We start from the raw sequence: 17,059 nt of genomic DNA, 5'->3' as shown, positions 1-17,059 counted from the left end.
ATCTGTTCAGGGAGACCACCAGATGATGCCGCAGAGCTTTGACTACTTGCTGACTAGGGCCTGCAGGTGGGTGCTGAGGAGCCGCACGTCGTTGGCCGTGTTCTGGAGACCGTTCCAGCTACGTTCCTGACCATCCGAGAACTTCCACGTGCCGGAAGTCCAGGCCACGTGCTTCTCGAGTCGGCGCAGGGTGATGCGGATCTTGTCCCAGTTGACCTTGTCGAACGGGACGTCTGTGGTGAGTCGGTCCATGACATAGCCCATGGCCTGGATGCCCACACCATGGGTCAACCTCGACTCCTTGGGAGGCTTGTTCCACGCATCCTCGAACAGGTTCTCCACTGCCGTCCAGAAGGACAGAAGGTGCGCCAGCATCGCTTCCTCGTCCCCGGTACCGTCCTCAGCGTTCCGGTACTGGTACAAGGAGCCCTCGTAGATGCTGTGCTCCAGCATCCTCAGAATGCTGTTGTCCTTGATGTTGCCGGTAGGCGATGTGGGGCTGCTGATCCTTCCGCAGAAAGGACCGTCCCCCATATTCAGAAGGACCATGATCTTCGCAGCGAGTTGACGGCGCGCGTACGAGCGCGGCAACTTGGCGGTGGTCTCCGGCAGGAGTTCATACACGAGCCCCTTGGGCAGTGGCTTGGTCGAGTTGACCAAGATGAACTGCGACCGCTGCTCTTCCTGAGACGCAATGAAGCCCACTGCTGCGACGGGGAACTCTGCAAGGTCAGCGTCCCTGATGGCCGCGCTGCGCTGCTGACCGTCCACGAGCCAGGCCGGCTTCTCTTCATCAGCCAGTGATTCGTCGACCGGGATGATCAGCTCGCCGGGGATGGAGTAGCTCACACTGCCGCCGCGCACCGCGGGTTCGAACGTGACGCGATCATCGAAACCGAGAACCACGGCGTTGGGAAGCATCGCCCCCTCGGACTCAAGGTAGCGACGGATCGAGCGGATGTGGCTTTGGACCTCGGGCCGCTGGTACCCCTGCAGCTTCTTCTGGCTGTCGCGGCGGATGCGCGAGACGGCGGCAAAGTCTTCCAACTTCTTGCCGTCGACAGCGAAGCAGTAGATCTCCTTGTCGCCTTGGAGCACCTTGAGGGCGGGAACCTTCAGTACGTAGCGGTCGGCCACATCATCTCCTGTTTAAGTTACTTTGAGTGCTTTGCGCGGTTTAGACGATTATGTGAGTGGAAGCTTGCGCATCTTGGCTTCGAGTACCGTCATGTTATGGAACCCGCGGCGCTTATTTCGCTCTGTTCCACGGAAGATGACCATGTCGATCTTGTGTTTCTTGCAGAGTTCACATCGGCAGTGATTCCAAGGGCGGTCGACAAGAGTGTCCCTGTAGTCATCAACCTTCTTCAGCTTCTTGGCGTCACTGATGAGAGATTGATAGGCGTACAAGGCATCGATGACCTCCTGCACTTCAAAGTTCTCGTCGGCTTCATACTGGCGTAGCAATTTGAGACATTCCCGTTCGGCCTTAATGGCTGCCGACTGCGACACCACGCCCGCCAAGATCAGCTTCTTTAGGGTGGGGTTCCCGTCAACCTGGGGAACTCTGATTGCTAGGTATGAGCGGTCGGCGGTGTGGTAGTTATTTCGCTCGTCCATGAAAGCTTGCCGGAATGCTGACGTACTGTCGAAGCTGGTGACATGATATTTGGCGAAGCGTTCCATGCTGGCGATACGGGTGATTCCGAGTAGATGGAACCCGACCCCACTCTTGCGAACCTCAGAGATCCCTTCCAAGCAAGCCAGTATTTCCGGCGTCTTCAGTGGAACCATGCCACCCAGGGCGATTCGCCTGTAGCCCATTTTCTGAAGTTGGACGACGCTGTCCGCGTAGCTGGCCGGGCTCCACCCCTGCGCCGCGCCAATCGGTTCCAGATGCTGCTTCCTGCCAGTGACTAGGCGATTGTGACTCTCGGTAGCTTTGATGAACTTTTCTGCCAAGTCGAGCGAAATCTCACGACGCTTTACCCACGCCGGATCAACGTCCTTGTCAGGGGCATCAGGTCGATAACCGAAGATCACATGGTCGATACTGATTCCCGAGTTGAATCGGCACTCCGTGTAGTAATGGAGAACGTCCTCAACTCTGTACGGGGGGTACTCTTCATTGATGTAGTTGAAGGCTCCGCAGTCACCGAGACTTTCCATCGGGTCGGGTAGCCCGAAAAAGGTCTTCACGCCGTCGCGGTAGAGACGGTCCCGCTGAGGGGCGCTGTACTTCCCGGCTCCCTTGACCGATCCGTCTACGATGGCCTTGCTGACCAGTATCCCATCGTAGGGCGCGGGCTTTACTGCCTGATGGGCGTACAGGTCATCCCTCTGGCGGACTCGCTCGTCTGGGTACTCATCATTGATGAAGTCGTACCTGGGGTAGATCTGATCTTGGCTATCTGGGAAGTAGAACTTCACGAAGCACCCATCCTCGAATCGCGATAGACGCGAATCAGATAGTTTGACAGGATACTGATATGGCGGGGAGTGTTCTGCAACTCGTTCCAAGGGGTGTTGATTTCAGGCCATCGCCCCTTGGTCCAATGGCAGTGCGGCTTAATGAGCGCCAGTTCAGTCATGACTCTGTCTCTAATATCCGGCGAGTCGATATCGGCATCAAACAGGACTCGCTCCATAACCCGATCCATGAGGCGGCCCAGCGACCTGATTCCGACACCATGCATAAGGCGGCTCTTGGCGGGAGGCAGTCCCCAAGCTTCAGGGAAGGTGTCCTTCACTGCCGTCCAGTAGACAATTAGAATCTTCCGAATGCTCGCAGTGTCGGTGGTTCCGTTGGCTAGGTTTTTGTATGAGAAAAGGACGCCGGAGGGTGACAATGATTCCGTGATCGCAGTGATGAGGCTGTTGTCTTTGACGACAGTGTCTGACTTCTTATCGGGGGTCGTTGACGCCTGCTTAACGAGCCCCTTGAAAGGTGAGTCGTTGTCCTGGTTTAGTGCGTTAACGAGGATCGCGGGAAGCTTTCGAGCGGACAGCCTGGTCGGAAGTTGGGTGTTCACTTCTGGGAGGAGTTCTGATACCAAATTGCTCGGAAGCGGAGACACCGTGTTGACGCGCAGGAACTGATCGCGCTGGATGTCAAGATCTTCGGCCACAAATCCTGCCACTGTGACCGGAAGGGTGGTTCGCCGAGTGAGTGCAAGCGCGCGGCTTCGCTGCTGACCATCGACGATCAGAGCCGGACGAGGCGCGTCCCGCGACTCCGGTAGCGGAATCTCAAGGGTTCCGATGGTTGCCAGTCCGTCGCCCGGATTGGGGCCGCGACTGCCTTTAAACCGCACCGTGGTGGGCAGGGCGAGGATGAGCCCATTTGGGAACAGCACATCTTCACCGTCGAGGTACTCCAGAATTTGCTTAACGTGCTGCTTCTTTTCGGGACGTTGATAGCCGAAGAGCTTGCCGGCCTCATCCCGGGAGATCCGTGCAACATCGGCTACGAGATCGATTTCTCGCGCTTCCAGGGCAAACAGGTATAGGGGAATATTCGGGTTCTGCTCAATGCGCAGGGCTCTGCGCTTGATGACGTTCTCTGTCACCGTTCCCCCATAGCTCGGATGTACAAGTTGGCGAACCTACTCTGCTCGCATGCCTGGTTTCCGTCACGTAGAGCACGCAGAAGTCGCGACCGCGAGATGCCAGGATGCGACGCGTTCTCACGCTTGATGAATGCCATGACGTCCTCGTCGGATATGGGCGTCCGGTTGTACCGCTCAGGCTCAGCTACGTCTGAAGTCCACCGCTGCCACGAGTCACTGGTAGCAGTCGAGGTCAGCCTGCCGTCCTCACAGTGTTCAAGCCATGAGGCGGCCATGCGAACGTTCAGGCTCGTCAGAGTGCCGCCGAGTGTGCGTCGCAGGCCCGCGTTAGAGGCGACTCTCTGGATGCCGGGGATCTCCTCGACACCTCCCACTAGCAGGACTTCGCCTCCAACGCTGGCCAGCGCGTGGATCTCGGCCTTCATGGCATTTGCGTACACCTCGGACAGGACCATGAGAACCGGGCCCTGTCGTCCGAGTTCCTCTAGGGTCTTGCGGCCAGTTCCTTCTTGAAGGTGCCCCCACCACTGGGCACTGTCAGCCGTAGAAGCGGTGACGGAGTCTGCGTGTCGAGTACTGAAGGTCGCCGCGTAGGCAGGTGCCGACGCCGATACTGGCTGGAGGCCGAGGCCGGCCGACGCCACCCACAGTTCCGCTTCAAATCTGGCCTTCGCGGCCGCGGCAGTTAGCCGACGGGCCTGTGTCCAGTGATCGCCCCGGTAGAGCTCGCTTAGGAGCTTCGTGTTCGAGGCCTTCTCAACGCGCTCTCTCCACGCTGCGGAGCGGTCCTTCACGCTGCCGACCGGTAGTGATCTCGCATGGAGCGTGGCCTCCGGCACAGCGGCCTTACGGTCCGTGCAAGTGACCACCAACGATAGTTGCCTCACGCAGTCCCACTCCCGACGGCCTTAACTAGTAACTTGTTGCGGTTACTCTACCCGTCAGTTTTGACGCTAGGGTGCACCAGTACACACAGAGCTAACTAGGGAGCAAGGCATGGGACGTCCCGCGATCGTTCTACTGAGCGGCGGCCTGGACTCGACGACAGTTCTGGCCATCGCCAAGGACCAGGGCTACACGCCGTACGCGCTCAGCTTCCGGTACGGCCAGCGGCACAGTGTTGAACTGGAAGCCGCCAAGCGCGTGGCAGAGACTCAGGGCGTAGCCCGCCACGTCATCGCAGACATCGACCTGCGAGTTTTCGGTGGCTCCGCTCTTACTGCTGATATCGACGTCCCGAAGCACGACTCGCTGGACGACGCCAGCAACAGTGACGCAGGAAGCAGCGTGCCCATCACCTACGTGCCGGCACGTAACACGATCTTCCTGTCGTTCGCCCTGGCCTACGCGGAGACCGTTGGCGCGAGCGACATCTTCACCGGCGTGACCGCCGTCGACTACAGCGGCTACCCCGACTGCCGTCCTGAGTACATGGACGCGTACGCCAAGATGGCGAACCTTGCGACCAGGGCTGGCCTTGAGGGAACTCAGGAGCTCAAGCTCCATTCCCCCCTCATTGCGATGTCCAAGGCCGACATCGTTCGAGAGGGCCTGCGCCTGGGTGTCGACTACTCCCAGACGTCCAGCTGCTATGACCCGGATGAGCAAGGTCGGGCCTGTGGCCGTTGCGAGACCTGCCTGCTCCGCCTAAAGGGGTTCGCTGAGGCTGGTACCACTGACCCCGTGCAGTACCAGGGCGTCTGAGAATGACCTATCTGGTCAAAGAGATCTTTTACACCTTGCAAGGCGAAGGGAGCCATGCGGGCCGACCCGCTGTCTTCTGCCGTTTCTCGCGCTGCAATCTCTGGACAGGTCTTGAGAAGGATCGGCATCGGGCGATTTGCCAGTTCTGCGATACCGATTTCGTTGGAACCGACGGCGAAGGTGGTGGCCGATTCGCGTCCCCTGATGACCTCGCCCAAGCAGTCGAGCAGGCGTGGCCTTCAACTGCCGTGGAATACCGCTTTGTGGTGTGCACCGGGGGTGAGCCGCTTCTGCAGCTTGACGAGGCAGCCATCGAAGCTCTGCACGCCAGGGGTTTCGAGGTTGCGGTGGAGACGAACGGCACCCGCGTGCCGCCGCCGGGAATCGACTGGCTCTGTGTCAGTCCGAAGATCGGGTCTGACGTGGTCGTCACAAGCGGCGACGAGTTGAAGCTTGTCTATCCGCAGTTGGGCGGAGACCCGGGCCAATTCGAGAACCTCGACTTCCAATTCTTCCGTCTCCAGCCCATGGACGGACCCGACGTAGAAGCTAACACCCGGGACACTGTCGACTACTGCATGAAGAACCCGCGCTGGATCCTCTCTCTCCAGACGCACAAGTATCTGGGAATTCAGTAATGGAAATCTTTCGCGAGTTCACGTTCGAAGCGGCGCACCGCCTACCCAAGGTTCCAGAGGGCCACAAGTGTGCGCGCCTGCATGGCCACTCTTACAAGGTCATCGTTCACGTAGAAGCCCCCGTCGACCCCGAGGCTGGTTGGGTCATGGACTTTGGTGACGTTAAGCGAGCCTTCAAGCCACTCGAAGCTCAACTGGATCACTACTACCTCAATGAGATCGAGGGCCTAGAGAACCCGACTAGCGAGGTTCTCGCCCGCTGGATCTGGGAGCGCCTGCAGCCGATCCTGCCCGCGCTCTCAGCGCTCACCGTCCGCGAGACGTGCACATCCGGTTGCACCTATCGGGGCGAGTGAGCATGCACGACATTCAGAATGAGACTGACTCTCGCGGCATCGAGATCAACGAGGTCGGCATCAGTGGCCTTCGGTATCCCGTGTATTTCGAGGATGGCTGCCTCCGTCAGGACGGCATTGCGGATATCGCGATCACCGTGCGGCTCCAACACGACCGCCGAGGTACGCACATGAGCCGCATGGTCGCTCTCGCGCACGACCACCTTCAGAGATTCGACCCCCGGCAGTTGCCGCAGGTCCTCAAGGCTGGAGCGGAACTGCTGGATGCGCCCGCGGTTACTGTGACGATGGCCATGCCTATCAGCACGACCGTCGTAGCGCCGGCCAGCGGCTGTGAGTCGAAACAGGTTCACGACGTCTGTATCGAAGGGCGCTGGAACAACGGCGACGTGACAGTAGCAACGGCAGTGACCAGCGAGGTCACCAGCCTCTGTCCATGTTCGAAGGCAATCTCCGACTACGGTGCGCACAATCAGCGCAGCCGGATTACGCTCAACGTGACGGGCCAGGGAGACACCCCGTACCCCCTGCCGGTGCAGAGCGCCGTGAGGTTGTTGACGTCTTCCGCTTCGGCGCCCGTAGTGCCTTTGATCAAGCGCGTAGACGAGCGTGTCCTCACCATGCAGGCGTACGACCACCCTGTATTCGTCGAGGACATGGCCCGCGACGTCAGCCTTGCGTGCCGGGATCGAGGCCTTCGCCACTCAGTGCGCATCCGCAACCTCGAAAGCATCCATAGCCACGATGCTGTCGCATACGTCGCTGGATAAGACCGGCAGTAACCTTTGGAGCTTGACCTTGTCGGGGATCTTGGTCAGGGTCAGGTGCCGAGGGTGCGCCAGGACTTTGGCCGAGGCAGCCCCTGCTGGTCCAGGAAGGTCTGAAAGCGGTCGGCGGTCTCAGTGAGAAGGCGTTCTCGGTCGCTGGCCGACTGCTGAGTGCGATGGTCACGGCGATCGCTGTGAGTACGTGTTGTAGGTGGGCTTTTGGTTGTCCACGGTAGCGGCACCGGCGCATGCCGTGTCCGTGGGCGAAGATGTTGGTGGTGTCCTCGACCCGCGCCCGGACCGTCTAGTGGGCCTTCCAGTCGGGTGTCTGCTATTCAGCACGGACTCGGAGTTGTAGGTCGCGGAGTTCGCGTGGCGGACAGCCCACGGTTCGGGCGCTGTCCGCAGTGGTGGTGCAGTGGGTGCGTAAAGTTTTCCCGTGATCATGGAAACATTCTTGCTATGCCGCGAGGGTCTGTCCCTACTGGTAGCGCAGGCGTGTCTCGTGGGGTGTGAGGTAATCCCAGTTGATGTGCTTGCGGAGCCTGCGGCGGTTGTAGAAGGTCTCGACGAACGCGAAGATCTCGGCGCGGGCAGTGCCGACGGGCCCGGCGCGTCCGCCTTGGTCGGCCCGCGCCGCGGCGGCGCGGTACGCGGCAACGGCTCGCTGCCGCAACTCGGGCGGGTACTTCATCTAAGCATCCATGGCAGAGGCCCTCTTCTCATGGCCCATCAGGCCATCTCCGGCAACCTTCCGCACTTCGGGGGAACCTCAGCCGCGTTCCGCGGGGAGTTCGGTGACAGTCGCGCGGACTCGATGCTAGCGACCGAACCCCTCTGACGAATCGAGGTCAAGCCATAACTTCAGCGATCCACAGATCTTGACAATTACTCCGACCGTCCATGCAGCGCACAGGCCACGGCAGTCTCCACGGAGGTCTTCCCGGCGCGGAAGTCACTGCCAACGAACATCTCCGGAGAGCCCGGCACGCAGTCATAGAACTTGCTCATGAAGGCGTGCGCCTGCTGCTCGGCGCTCTTGGTCGTGGCCTTGTCGGGCAGAGCGTCGGAGAAATGGGCCTGGATCAGCGTGTGTTGCCAGCGATTTGACTTCCCCGATGTGCCGGGCGAGGCGCTCCCATGGAGCGCTGCTGTACCCGATCTTGATGCGGGGTGTGTGTCCGGCGATCTCCAGGACGTAGAGCCGATGTTCACGGTACCCGTGCTCGCGAAGGAAGTCATTGGCGGTAGCGCGGGCGCGGTCCTGGATGCGCAGGGCAAAAACGGGCAGCGGCACGCTGCCGGCCTCCTGCATGAGCCGTCGGGCCAGGCTGCGGGGCTTCTTAATGATGACGCTCCGCTGCGACGGCGGAGGCGGGGGGATCGGTGCCAGCATGCAGAGATTATCGCCCAACATCCCTGCACGGTAAGCGTGTTCGCTGGAACTGTGCGCGAAAGCGTCTACTCGCCGCCTGAAGACGCCCGCCTAGTGAGCTGGTTCGGAGATGCGTGAGCAGTAGCGGCAGATCCGGTCGAGGATCTGGTCGGCGGTCTTGGTCCATTTGAAGGGCCGGGCCTCGTTGTTCCAGACCTTAATCCACTCTTTGAGTGCGGTCTTGAGGTCGTCGAGGGAGCGGGACACGCCTCGTTCGAGGCAGCGCCGTTCCATCTCGGCGAACCACCGCTCGACCTGGTTGATCCACGACGAGTACGTGGGGGTGAAATGGAGTTGGAAGCGGGGATGCGCGACCAGCCACTTGTGCACCGCGGGCGCCTTGCGGGCGGAGGGGTTGTCGCAGATCATGTGGACTGCCAGGCCAGGCCAGGCCAGGCCAGGCCAGGCCAGGCCGGGTCTGGCGGTCGATCTCGTCGAGGAAGTCACGGAAGTCCACGGCCCGGTGCTGCGCGGAGAGCTTGGTGATCACCTTGCCGGTCGCGGTGTTCAGGGCGGCGAACAGGTCGACGGTGCCGTGCCGGACATAGTCGAAGCTCCGCCGCTCGGGGACGCCAGGCAGCATCGGCAGCACGGGCGCGGTCCGCTCCAGCGCCTGGATCCGCGGCTTCTCGTCCACCGCGAAGACCACCGCGTTCGCCGGCGGGGCGAGATACAGACCGACGACATCGCGGATCTTGTCGATCAGGAACGGGTCGGGGGAGATCTTGAACGTCTCGGTCCGCCACGGCTGCAGACCGAAGGCATTCCAGATTCTCAGCACGCTGGCGGGCGAGACGCCCACGGCCTTCGCCAGTTCCCTCTTCGACCAGTACGTCCCGCCCGGAGGTGTCTCCTCCAGGGTGCGGACCACCACCTCTTCCACCTGGGCATCGGTGATGCTTCGCGGCGCCCCGGGACGCGGCTCGTCCGCGAGCCCGTCCAGCCGGTCCCGCAGGAACCGGGACCGCCACTTGGCGACGGTGCCCCGGTTCACGCCCAGCCGGGCGGCCACCGACAGGTTCGACCCGCCTTCCGCACACGCCAGCACGATCCGCGCCCGCAGAGCGAGGCCCTGCGCAGTCATGCGGCGCTTCACCCAGTTGCTCAACACCTGCCGCTCGGTCTCAGTCAAGACCAGCGGCTCCAGCCTGCTGTCACCCACAACCCACAGCAGACCGAAGCCAGTCGGCACCCGTCAGCCGAACCCCTGAAGTGGTACCCAAAGCAACTCACGTGGTGCCGAACAAACTCACAACCAGCTCACTAGTGTCCTGCGCCAGAGATCCGTTGGCAGAAGCGAGCGAGTGAGTCGAGGATCTCTTCGGCTGTTTTGGTCCAGGTGAACGGGGTCGGGTTTTCGTTCGATTCCTTGACCCACGCACGGATGTCAGCCTCCAGGGAACGCACGCTTTTGTGGGCGCCACGACGGATTTTCTGGTCGGCGAGGAAGCCGAACCACCGCTCCACCTGGTTGATCCAGGAGGAGCCGGTGGGCGTGAAGTGCAGGTGGAATCGGGGGTGTTTGGCCAGCCAGGCCTTGATGGCCGGGGTCTTGTGGGTGCCGTAGTTGTCCACGATGAGGTGGACCTGGAGGTTCCCGGGGACCTCTTTCTCGATCTTGACGAGGAACTTCTTGAACTCCGCTGCCCGGTGCCGACGATGAAGACTGGTGATGACTTCACCAGTGGCGACGTCGAAAGCCGCGAACAAGGTGGTCAGACCGTTGCGGACATAGTCATGGGTACGGCGCTCTGGCATGCCCGGCATCATCGGCAGCACCGGCTGGGAGCGGTCCAGAGCCTGAATCTGGGACTTCTCGTCCACCGAAAGCACCACCGCACCTTCGGGCGGGTTGAAGTACAGCCCCACCACGTCGTAGACCTTTTCCACGAACAACGGATCCGTTGACAGCTTGAAAGTGTCGCTCAGGTGCGGCTTGAGCTGGAACTTCCGCCAGATCCGGCCCACGGTCGACTTCGACAGCCCGCTGCGGTCGGCCATCGAGGCACGCGACCAATGAGTGGCATTCTTCGGGATCTCCTCCAATGTACTGACCACGACCGCCTCTACCTGATCGACACTGATACTGGGCGGCCGGCCCGGCCGCGGCTCGTCCACCAACCCATCCAGCCGGCCGGCCAGGAACCGGCGACGCCACTTACGGACCGTGTCCGCCGCAATCTGTAACTCCCGCGCCACCACGACAATCGGCGGAACATCAGCGCCGTGACAGGCCAGCACGATTCGGGCTCGCAGGGCCACTGCCTGCGCAGACGAAGCCCGCCGGGCCCAACGCTCCAACACCACACGCTCATCGGCAGACAACAACAACGGTTCCAGCTTCGGTCCACGACGTGGCACCGGCACATCCCCAGAGGCAGTCATACATGAACTAACGACGGATCTCTGGCGCAGGACACTAGTCGTCGTTCGGCAGGTACCACCCGTGCTCGCGATGCCTGGGCTCTGGTGGGTTCGGGTTCTCGCGGGCATAGGCCTCGTTTGCACGGCGAATCATCTCTGCGTCGTAGCGGTGCAGCTCGTCGTACAGTTTATCCGCTTCGTTGACATCCCCAGCGGATACGTAACGCTCTCGCAGCGCCTCGCGTTCGTCTGCGAGTTCCGCGTCGGACAGCGGGCGGAGGCTACCGAGGCCACGCGCGATGGAGTTGATGATGCCCATGCGTTGATGTTGTCACGCTGGGGACTACCGCCGTGCTGTTGCCCGCCAATACCGCCTCGAAGGTGCGCGAAAACGCCCGGCGCGCGGCTGCTGAGATCACCCCGTCGAAAGGTTCCCTCCACAGCTCTTGACTATTGCTCGTCGGGCTGCGTCGCCATCTACTGGGGGGCTTCACCGCACTGGCGACCCGTTACAGAGCGTGAGTGGCTGTAGTGGGTCGACGGCAAAGGCAGAGCTGCCCGTCGAACCCCGGGGTGGCTTGGAGATACTGAAACGCGAGAGTTTCCTCAGCCTCACGGGAGGTTCCAGAGAGTCCGTGCGGCGGCGGACGAAGTGGTGTGGCGAACGCCTAACCGATCCCCATTCGAGCGGGATCGAGGGGGATACAGCCGGATGGAAACGGGTGGCTATGTCCGTTGTTTCGGCATCGTCGCAGGTGAGAGGCGTCACTCCTATGGGTTCGAGTCCCACCCGCCCCACACAGGGTTCGTCTAGGAGAACCGTTTCTAGCTGGGCGAACGTGTGAAGGGGGGTCACCACGCCAGCGTGGTGACCCCCCTTCACACGTCCGGACCAAGATCCAGGGGACACACAGGGGACGCGGGGACGGTTCAGGCGACAGAAGCGCCTCACACCGCTTTGCGACGCCCGTTCGGAGCCCTGCGGGTGGTGCGGGATGTTGCCGGAGGCGGGCCGGTCGGTAGCGCCCAGCCGTCCACGCTCGGGGACTTGGGCTGTGGTCTTTCCTGAGAGTGGGACGTCCCACCGTGTTTCTGTCCTGCTGAATCCCGCTCGATCGGTCTCTGGCGGTTCCCGTGTGGAACGTTCCGCACGGTGGGAGAGCGGTTCGGGGCGGGTAGGAGGGGGCATGCCCGGCGGGGCTCGGTTGGCGGCGAGATCTATGCTCGAATGCATGATCGAGACTGAGCGGCTACTCCTGCGGCCTCTGTATGTGTCCGACGCCGACGATTTCGTAGCGCTCCATGCCGACCCGCAGGTCAACCGCTTCGTCGGGTCCTACTCGCGTCAACAAGCACGGGAACGCCTCACTGCGATCGAGCGGCAGTGGGCTGAGCGAAGCCATGGCCTGTGCGCGATCGAGCTGAAGTCGAACGGGGAGTTCATCGGTCGAAGCGGTCTGCAGTACTGGGAACAGTTCGACGAGGTGGAGCTGGGGTGGACCCTTCGGGCGGAGCACTGGGGACACGGGTATGCGACCGAGGCTGCTCAAGCGTGTCTGGACTGGGGGTTTGCCACCCTTGATGACGACTACTTTACGGCTCTCATGCGGCCGGGTAACGAGGCATCAGTGAAGGTGGCCGAGCGTCTGGGGTTCGCGCCACGTCGAGAGGATCATCTGCACGGCCGCCCAGTCACGGTGTATGCCGTGGACCGTCCGACCAGCCTGCCCGCTTGTTGATGTTCCGCCTGAGTCACGGCAGCAGAACTCTCTTCCTCAACAAGGCGAAGCCGGCCCGGCCGAGCATCTGACGCCTGGTCATCTTGATCCGGTCCCAACGCGTACGACCCGAAGCTGGACGTCGGCTTCACTCCGCTGCGCGAGCAGGCTCGGAGTACCGGAGACACGCCGTTGCTGCTCACGGGGGTGGAGCGGTGCCCGATAACCTGTTGGCCCTCCGCGGAGCTGTGGCTACTCTGGCAGAGTTCTTTCGATCCGCTCTGGGCTGCTGTGCCCTGGAAAAGAGATTTTGTGTTCCGGCCCGCGCCGCGCGCGCCTCGCTGCACCGTCTAGCCAGTAGTCCGTCTGTCTGCTGCCGTCCCTCTCGGACGGGCACCGGACGCGACTCTCCGGTGCGCTGAATCCGCCCCTGCCTCCGCCTGCACGCATGTCGCGTCGCATGGGGTGTGTGCCTTCGTCGAGGCCGCTCGGCCTGCTCTTGCTGTCATCACAGACTTCCCAGCAAGGAGCACCCCGGGTGTCCAGCACCAACAGAACTCTCTCAAGCAATCCACATACCATCCTGACCGGCACCTTTGCCTGCGCGTGGTGCGGCCTGACCGTGTCCGCCGTCGCCGGCGACCGCACACGACGTAACCACTGCCGGTCGTGCCTGCACTCCCAGCACGTCCTCGACCATGCCGAGGGCGGCTCCAGTGACTGCCAGGGCCGGATGTCGCCGATCGCCATCGCCGTGCTGCGCACCGGCGACTGGATGGTCATCCACCAGTGCCTGTCCTGCGGTGAGTTCAGCGCCAACCGCATCGCCGGTGACGACAACGCACTGGCCCTGGTGCGCCTGGCGCTCAAACCGCTGCGGGACCCCAGCGTCGCCCATCGCATGCAGCTCGCACTGCGGTCCGGCCGCCACTCGCGACGTCGGGTCCGTCAGCCCCTTTCCCGATACACGTTGCACCTGTGTGCAACTCGCCAGGAGAAGCCATGCGCCCCATGAGCAGGGAAGAGGTGCGCGGCGCGATCGTGAACCTGGACCCAGCCGAGAAGAAGGTCCGCCTGCCGGCCTGGTTCGACGATGTCCGGTGGCACCGGATCGACTACCTCGGGTGGCGGGATCTGCGTGCCCCGAAGCGCGCCTACCTTGTCACCGAGGCCGACGACCAGGCGCTGGGAGTGCTGCTGCGGCAGGCTCCGAACGACGCGGCGCACGGTTCGCGCGCGATGATGTGCGACCTGTGCCGGTTCGCCCGCCGGTTCAACGAGGTTTCGCTGTTCACCGCTCAACTCCCCTCACGTGACAAACGCGAACGTCTGAACTCAGTCGGTCTGCTCCTGTGCACCGATCTCGACTGCGTGGTGAAGGTGCACAGCAAGCCGGTCCGTGAAGCCTTCGATCGCCCGGTCGACGACATCATCAGGTCACGCCGCGAAGGTTTGCGCTCGCGCACGATCACCTTCATTCGTTCGGTCTCCGACACAGAACGAACTACCAGACACAGAAGGTGATGTGATCGCGAGGTGGATCCCCCCCGGTAGGTCCATTGCAGCGAAGACGGGCCGCGGAAGCACCAGGGGGCCGGTCTCGCGGTGGAGGTCGGCCCGCTGGTGTTGTTCGCCGTGGCGGGTCGCCCGCCACGGCCGGGCCGGTGACTTCGGTATTCGGCGGCTGTTTTGAAGTGGCGCCGGTCGTTGCTGGCTCTTATCCGTAGCGTTCGCACACTGCTCGCCTCTCATGAGCAGGACGCATTCTTCCAGTCCTGATGACCGGCTGAAACGATGGAGACAAAAGAGGCCTGTGGCGTGCGGTATTTCGTCGTGCGTCGCTCGGTGGGCTCCCCCTTCCGCGCCTCTCTGATTACGTTTGGGCCGCCGTGACCTGCGGTTTCGTTCCGCTTGTGGCATGGGAGCGCCGGTCCCGGTCCCACGACCGCTGAGTGGGCTCCATGCCCTCTGCCTAGCTAGCGGTAGTTTCGGGCTGACGCCGATGGCTGGCCGTCGAGGTGAGACCGTCTTCCAGTGAGGCCCGCGCTACCAACGGCGGCGCGGCTGCACTGGATGGAGCTTGGCGGTGAGCGCCGAGAGGAAGGTCGGGAGCTTGTCGACCATGGCTTTGGGGACCGGGGTGGACTGGACGGTACCCCGCCTCACGTCCTGGACGACGAGGGCGAAGGTGCCGTTCTCCTCAACGAGTTCAGCGGCGAAGAGCAGTGTCTGCGCAGAGGTTTCCATCAGAGCTCCTGGGCATGGGTTTCGTCGAGCCAGGCGGTCCACTCCTTGGTGGCCTGCTGCTCATCGGTCTCCCCGGCGAACAGGTGGTGTCCGAGCCAGATCGGCACGTTCCAGGTGCTGCCGTTGAAGAACCGGTACAGGGCGTCCGGGCCTCGCAGTCCGACGAAGTCGGTGCTGAGCCAGTCGACGACCACCTCCACGGTTTCACGCTCCGGGCCGGGGGCCAGGAGCGTGAAACGGTCGCCGACGGCCGCGTCGTCGGCAAGGCCGAGGCGTCGGCGCAGGGCGGCGAAGTCGGCCGGGTCGGCGGTGGGTTCGGGGCGCTGGGACCTGATGTAGACGGCGGGCCGGCCGGCGAAGTGCCGGAGATACTCGGCGAGGGCGTGCTGGTGGAAGTCGACGTACTTCTCGGCCACGTCCGTCTTGGCGTCCCAGTTCCAGGCATCGTCGACGACACCCGTGTGCACCCAGTGGATTCCCGTACGCAGATGGCTCGTGACGCCGTCGGACGACTCGATGCGGTAGCTGAGCGTATTGGAGAACCCGCCTTCCTGGGTTGCCCGGACAGCGAAGTGGTGCGGTGGCTCCCACGCCACGACGATGGCATCTCCCCGGGTGACCTTTCCGCCGACGCGCGGCTCGATCTCCATCGGATAGAGCCAGCCGAGGTTGCCGGGGCCGGTGGCAACGGCGTTCCAGACCTGGTCGGGCGGGACGGGCAGGTACTGCTCCCGGCAGACCTCGAACTCTCGGGCCATGGTCGGTACTCCTTCGTCGTTCAGGTGTCAGTAGGTGAGCGGGAGAGCGGTCAGCCGCCGCTGCAGCGGGTTGTCCCGCCAGTCCAGGGCCGACGCGTCGGCCAGCCGCAGCTCGGGGAGCCTGCGCACCAGCGTGCCGACGGCTACCTCCGTCTGGAGCTTGGCCAGGGGGCCGCCGAGGCAGAAGTGCGGGCCGTGGCCGAAGCTCAGGTGCCGGTTGCCCGGGCGGGACAGATCGAGCCGGTCGGGGTCCTCGAAGCGTTCGGGATCGCGGTTGGTCGCGCCGAGGAACAGGTAGACCAACTCGCCCTCCCGCAGCGTCCGTCCGCCGATCTCCAGGTCCTGCGCCACCACCCGGACGATCGCCTGCGTCACCGTGTCGTAGCGGGCCAGTTCCTCGACGGCGCCGCGGATCAGGTCCGGGTCCGCGCGCAGCCGGGCCAGTTGGTCCGGGTGGCGCAGCAGCGCCAGCACGCCGTTGCCGATCAGGTGGGTGGTGGTCTCGTCGCCGGCGGTGATCAGGACGAAGCAGGTGGACAGCAGTTCGGAGTCGGTGAGCCGGTCGTCCTGCGCCTGGGTGGCGACCAGGGCGCTGATCAGGTCGTCGCCCGGTGCACGCCTGCGCTGCCGGATGAGCCCGGACAGGTACTCCTCGTACTGGTCGATCGCCGCCTCGGACCTGTCGATGTCCTCGCTGAGCCGGCCGAAGCGGCGGAACCAGCTCTTGACCTGCGGTTGGTCCTCTTCCGGAATGCCGAAGAGTTCGCAGACCACGGACATCGGCAGCGGGGAGGCGACGGCCTCGATCAGGTCCATGGCCGGCCCGGCCGCGACCGCTTCGTCGATGAGCCGGTCGACGATCCGCCGGACGCCGTCGCGCAGCGCCTCCACCCGCCGGGCGGTGAAAGCTCTGTTGGCCAGTTTGCGCAGCCGGGCGTGGTCCGGCGGGTCGGTGTTGGTCATCACCCGGCCGAGTCGGTCGGTGAGCCTGCTGAGGGCTTTGAGGTCGCCGCCGAGCGCGCTGTACGCGCGGGTCATCCGGTCCCGGTCGTTGGACAGCCGCAGGTCGCCCAGCGCTGCCTCGACGTCCGCGTACCGGGTGAGGTACCAGATGCCCTGGGGGCTTCGATGGACCGGGTCCTCGCTCCGCATGCGGGCGTAGAGCGGGTACGGGTCCCGCCGGGCCCCGGAGGTGAGCAGGGCCGCGGCGAGGTCGTCGGGCCGGGCGGGGCCCGCGGTTTCGCGGGCCCCGCCCAGTGTGTCGGTGGAGGTCACGTCGGCCGTGCTACCGCTGGGCGTTCATGGCGTCGGCGAGGCTCTTCGGCCGCATGTCGGTCCAGGACCGCTCGACGTGTTCCAGGCAGGCGGCGTGGGAGTCGGGACCGTGGACAACGGTCCAGCCGGCCGGGACGTCTGCGAACTGCGGCCAGAGCGAGTGCTGGTTCTCGTCGTTGACGAGGACGAGGAAGGTGCCGTCCTGGTCGTCGAAGGGGTTGGTCATGG

The 17,059-nt window shown here is 63.4% G+C and carries 17 protein-coding genes and 2 pseudogenes; 7 read left to right on the top strand and 12 right to left on the bottom strand.

The features are described from left to right. Positions 1-42 precede the first annotated feature (42 nt). Genes dbpB (OHB13_RS10300) through OHB13_RS10285 form a run of 4 tightly spaced genes read right to left on the bottom strand, consistent with a single transcriptional unit; the run spans position 43 to position 4,363 of the window. Entirely contained in the window at positions 43-1,137 is a 1,095-nt protein-coding gene (gene dbpB / locus OHB13_RS10300) for a DGQHR domain-containing protein DpdB (RefSeq protein ID WP_328376858.1), read from the bottom strand. A gap of 48 nt (positions 1,138-1,185) precedes the next feature. Further along, positions 1,186-2,430: a tRNA-guanine transglycosylase DpdA gene (gene dpdA / locus OHB13_RS10295; RefSeq protein WP_328376857.1), complete on the bottom strand. Its 1,245-nt coding sequence runs from the start codon at positions 2,428-2,430 to the stop codon at positions 1,186-1,188. Continuing rightward, complete coding sequence (gene dbpB / locus OHB13_RS10290) at positions 2,427-3,569, bottom strand: DGQHR domain-containing protein DpdB (RefSeq protein WP_328376856.1); 1,143 nt, start codon at positions 3,567-3,569, stop codon at positions 2,427-2,429. The genes dpdA and dbpB (OHB13_RS10290) overlap by 4 nt, the downstream gene beginning before the upstream one ends. After that, entirely contained in the window at positions 3,566-4,363 is a 798-nt protein-coding gene (locus tag OHB13_RS10285; protein ID WP_328376855.1) for a hypothetical protein, read from the bottom strand. Before OHB13_RS10285 ends, dbpB (OHB13_RS10290) begins: the two co-directional genes overlap by 4 nt. Before the next feature lie 202 nt (positions 4,364-4,565). On the opposite strand from OHB13_RS10285, the gene queC reads away from it, so the two are divergent. Genes queC through OHB13_RS10265 form a run of 4 tightly spaced genes read left to right on the top strand, consistent with a single transcriptional unit; the run spans position 4,566 to position 7,037 of the window. Further along, on the top strand, positions 4,566-5,273 hold the full coding sequence (queC, locus tag OHB13_RS10280) for a 7-cyano-7-deazaguanine synthase QueC (protein ID WP_124282445.1): 708 nt from the start codon (positions 4,566-4,568) through the stop codon (positions 5,271-5,273). A gap of 2 nt (positions 5,274-5,275) precedes the next feature. Next, a complete protein-coding gene (queE, locus tag OHB13_RS10275; protein ID WP_328376854.1) occupies positions 5,276-5,911 on the top strand; it encodes a 7-carboxy-7-deazaguanine synthase in 636 nt (211 codons plus the stop codon). Beyond that, entirely contained in the window at positions 5,911-6,267 is a 357-nt protein-coding gene (gene queD, locus OHB13_RS10270; protein WP_328376853.1) for a 6-carboxytetrahydropterin synthase QueD, read from the top strand. The genes queE and queD overlap by 1 nt, the downstream gene beginning before the upstream one ends. Positions 6,268-6,269: 2 nt before the next feature. Next, positions 6,270-7,037 (top strand): GTP cyclohydrolase I FolE2, encoded by a 768-nt coding sequence (locus OHB13_RS10265; protein ID WP_328376852.1) that lies wholly within the window; start codon positions 6,270-6,272, stop codon positions 7,035-7,037. A 478-nt stretch (positions 7,038-7,515) separates the two neighbouring features. Here OHB13_RS10265 and OHB13_RS10255 read toward each other — a convergent pair whose 3' ends face one another. From OHB13_RS10255 to OHB13_RS10240, 4 genes and pseudogenes are all read right to left on the bottom strand, one after another. Then, the gene (locus tag OHB13_RS10255) at positions 7,516-7,728 is read right to left on the bottom strand and encodes a hypothetical protein (RefSeq protein WP_328376850.1); all 213 of its coding nucleotides are present in this window, start codon (positions 7,726-7,728) and stop codon (positions 7,516-7,518) included. 792 nt (positions 7,729-8,520) lie between these two features. Continuing rightward, positions 8,521-9,631, bottom strand: a pseudogene (locus tag OHB13_RS10250) (IS630 family transposase). A gap of 101 nt (positions 9,632-9,732) precedes the next feature. Then, positions 9,733-10,854 carry an IS630 family transposase gene (locus OHB13_RS10245; protein WP_328376849.1) on the bottom strand — a complete coding sequence of 374 codons (1,122 nt, stop codon included), beginning with the start codon at positions 10,852-10,854 and terminating at the stop codon, positions 9,733-9,735. Between the two features lie 34 nt (positions 10,855-10,888). After that, positions 10,889-11,152 (bottom strand): hypothetical protein, encoded by a 264-nt coding sequence (locus tag OHB13_RS10240; RefSeq protein WP_328376848.1) that lies wholly within the window; start codon positions 11,150-11,152, stop codon positions 10,889-10,891. Positions 11,153-12,065: 913 nt separating this feature from the next. Here OHB13_RS10240 and OHB13_RS10235 point away from each other — a divergent pair. From OHB13_RS10235 to OHB13_RS10225, 3 genes and pseudogenes are all read left to right on the top strand, one after another. After that, on the top strand, positions 12,066-12,572 hold the full coding sequence (locus OHB13_RS10235) for a GNAT family N-acetyltransferase (RefSeq protein ID WP_328376847.1): 507 nt from the start codon (positions 12,066-12,068) through the stop codon (positions 12,570-12,572). 517 nt (positions 12,573-13,089) lie between these two features. Continuing rightward, positions 13,090-13,437: pseudogene (locus OHB13_RS10230) on the top strand (RNHCP domain-containing protein); the annotation flags it as partial. A gap of 116 nt (positions 13,438-13,553) precedes the next feature. Continuing rightward, entirely contained in the window at positions 13,554-14,075 is a 522-nt protein-coding gene (locus OHB13_RS10225; RefSeq protein WP_328376846.1) for an FBP domain-containing protein, read from the top strand. Positions 14,076-14,597: 522 nt separating this feature from the next. Here OHB13_RS10225 and OHB13_RS10220 read toward each other — a convergent pair. From OHB13_RS10220 to OHB13_RS10205, 4 genes are read right to left on the bottom strand one after another with little or no spacing between them, the layout of a single operon-like run. Next, the gene (locus tag OHB13_RS10220; protein WP_328376845.1) at positions 14,598-14,798 is read right to left on the bottom strand and encodes a hypothetical protein; all 201 of its coding nucleotides are present in this window, start codon (positions 14,796-14,798) and stop codon (positions 14,598-14,600) included. Next, the gene (locus tag OHB13_RS10215; RefSeq protein WP_328376844.1) at positions 14,798-15,556 is read right to left on the bottom strand and encodes an SRPBCC domain-containing protein; all 759 of its coding nucleotides are present in this window, start codon (positions 15,554-15,556) and stop codon (positions 14,798-14,800) included. The genes OHB13_RS10220 and OHB13_RS10215 overlap by 1 nt, the downstream gene beginning before the upstream one ends. A 27-nt stretch (positions 15,557-15,583) precedes the next feature. Beyond that, the gene (locus OHB13_RS10210; protein ID WP_328376843.1) at positions 15,584-16,831 is read right to left on the bottom strand and encodes a cytochrome P450; all 1,248 of its coding nucleotides are present in this window, start codon (positions 16,829-16,831) and stop codon (positions 15,584-15,586) included. Between the two features lie 10 nt (positions 16,832-16,841). Beyond that, complete coding sequence (locus OHB13_RS10205) at positions 16,842-17,057, bottom strand: MbtH family protein (RefSeq protein ID WP_328376842.1); 216 nt, start codon at positions 17,055-17,057, stop codon at positions 16,842-16,844. Between the last annotated feature and the right edge of the window lie 2 nt (positions 17,058-17,059).

The sequence above is a fragment of the Streptomyces sp. NBC_00440 genome (genome assembly GCF_036014215.1).
In the GTDB taxonomy this organism is placed as follows: Bacteria; Actinomycetota; Actinomycetes; order Streptomycetales; family Streptomycetaceae; genus Streptomyces.
Note: the sequence above shows the minus strand (reverse complement) of the source record. Positions and strands in the feature narration are given on the sequence as shown.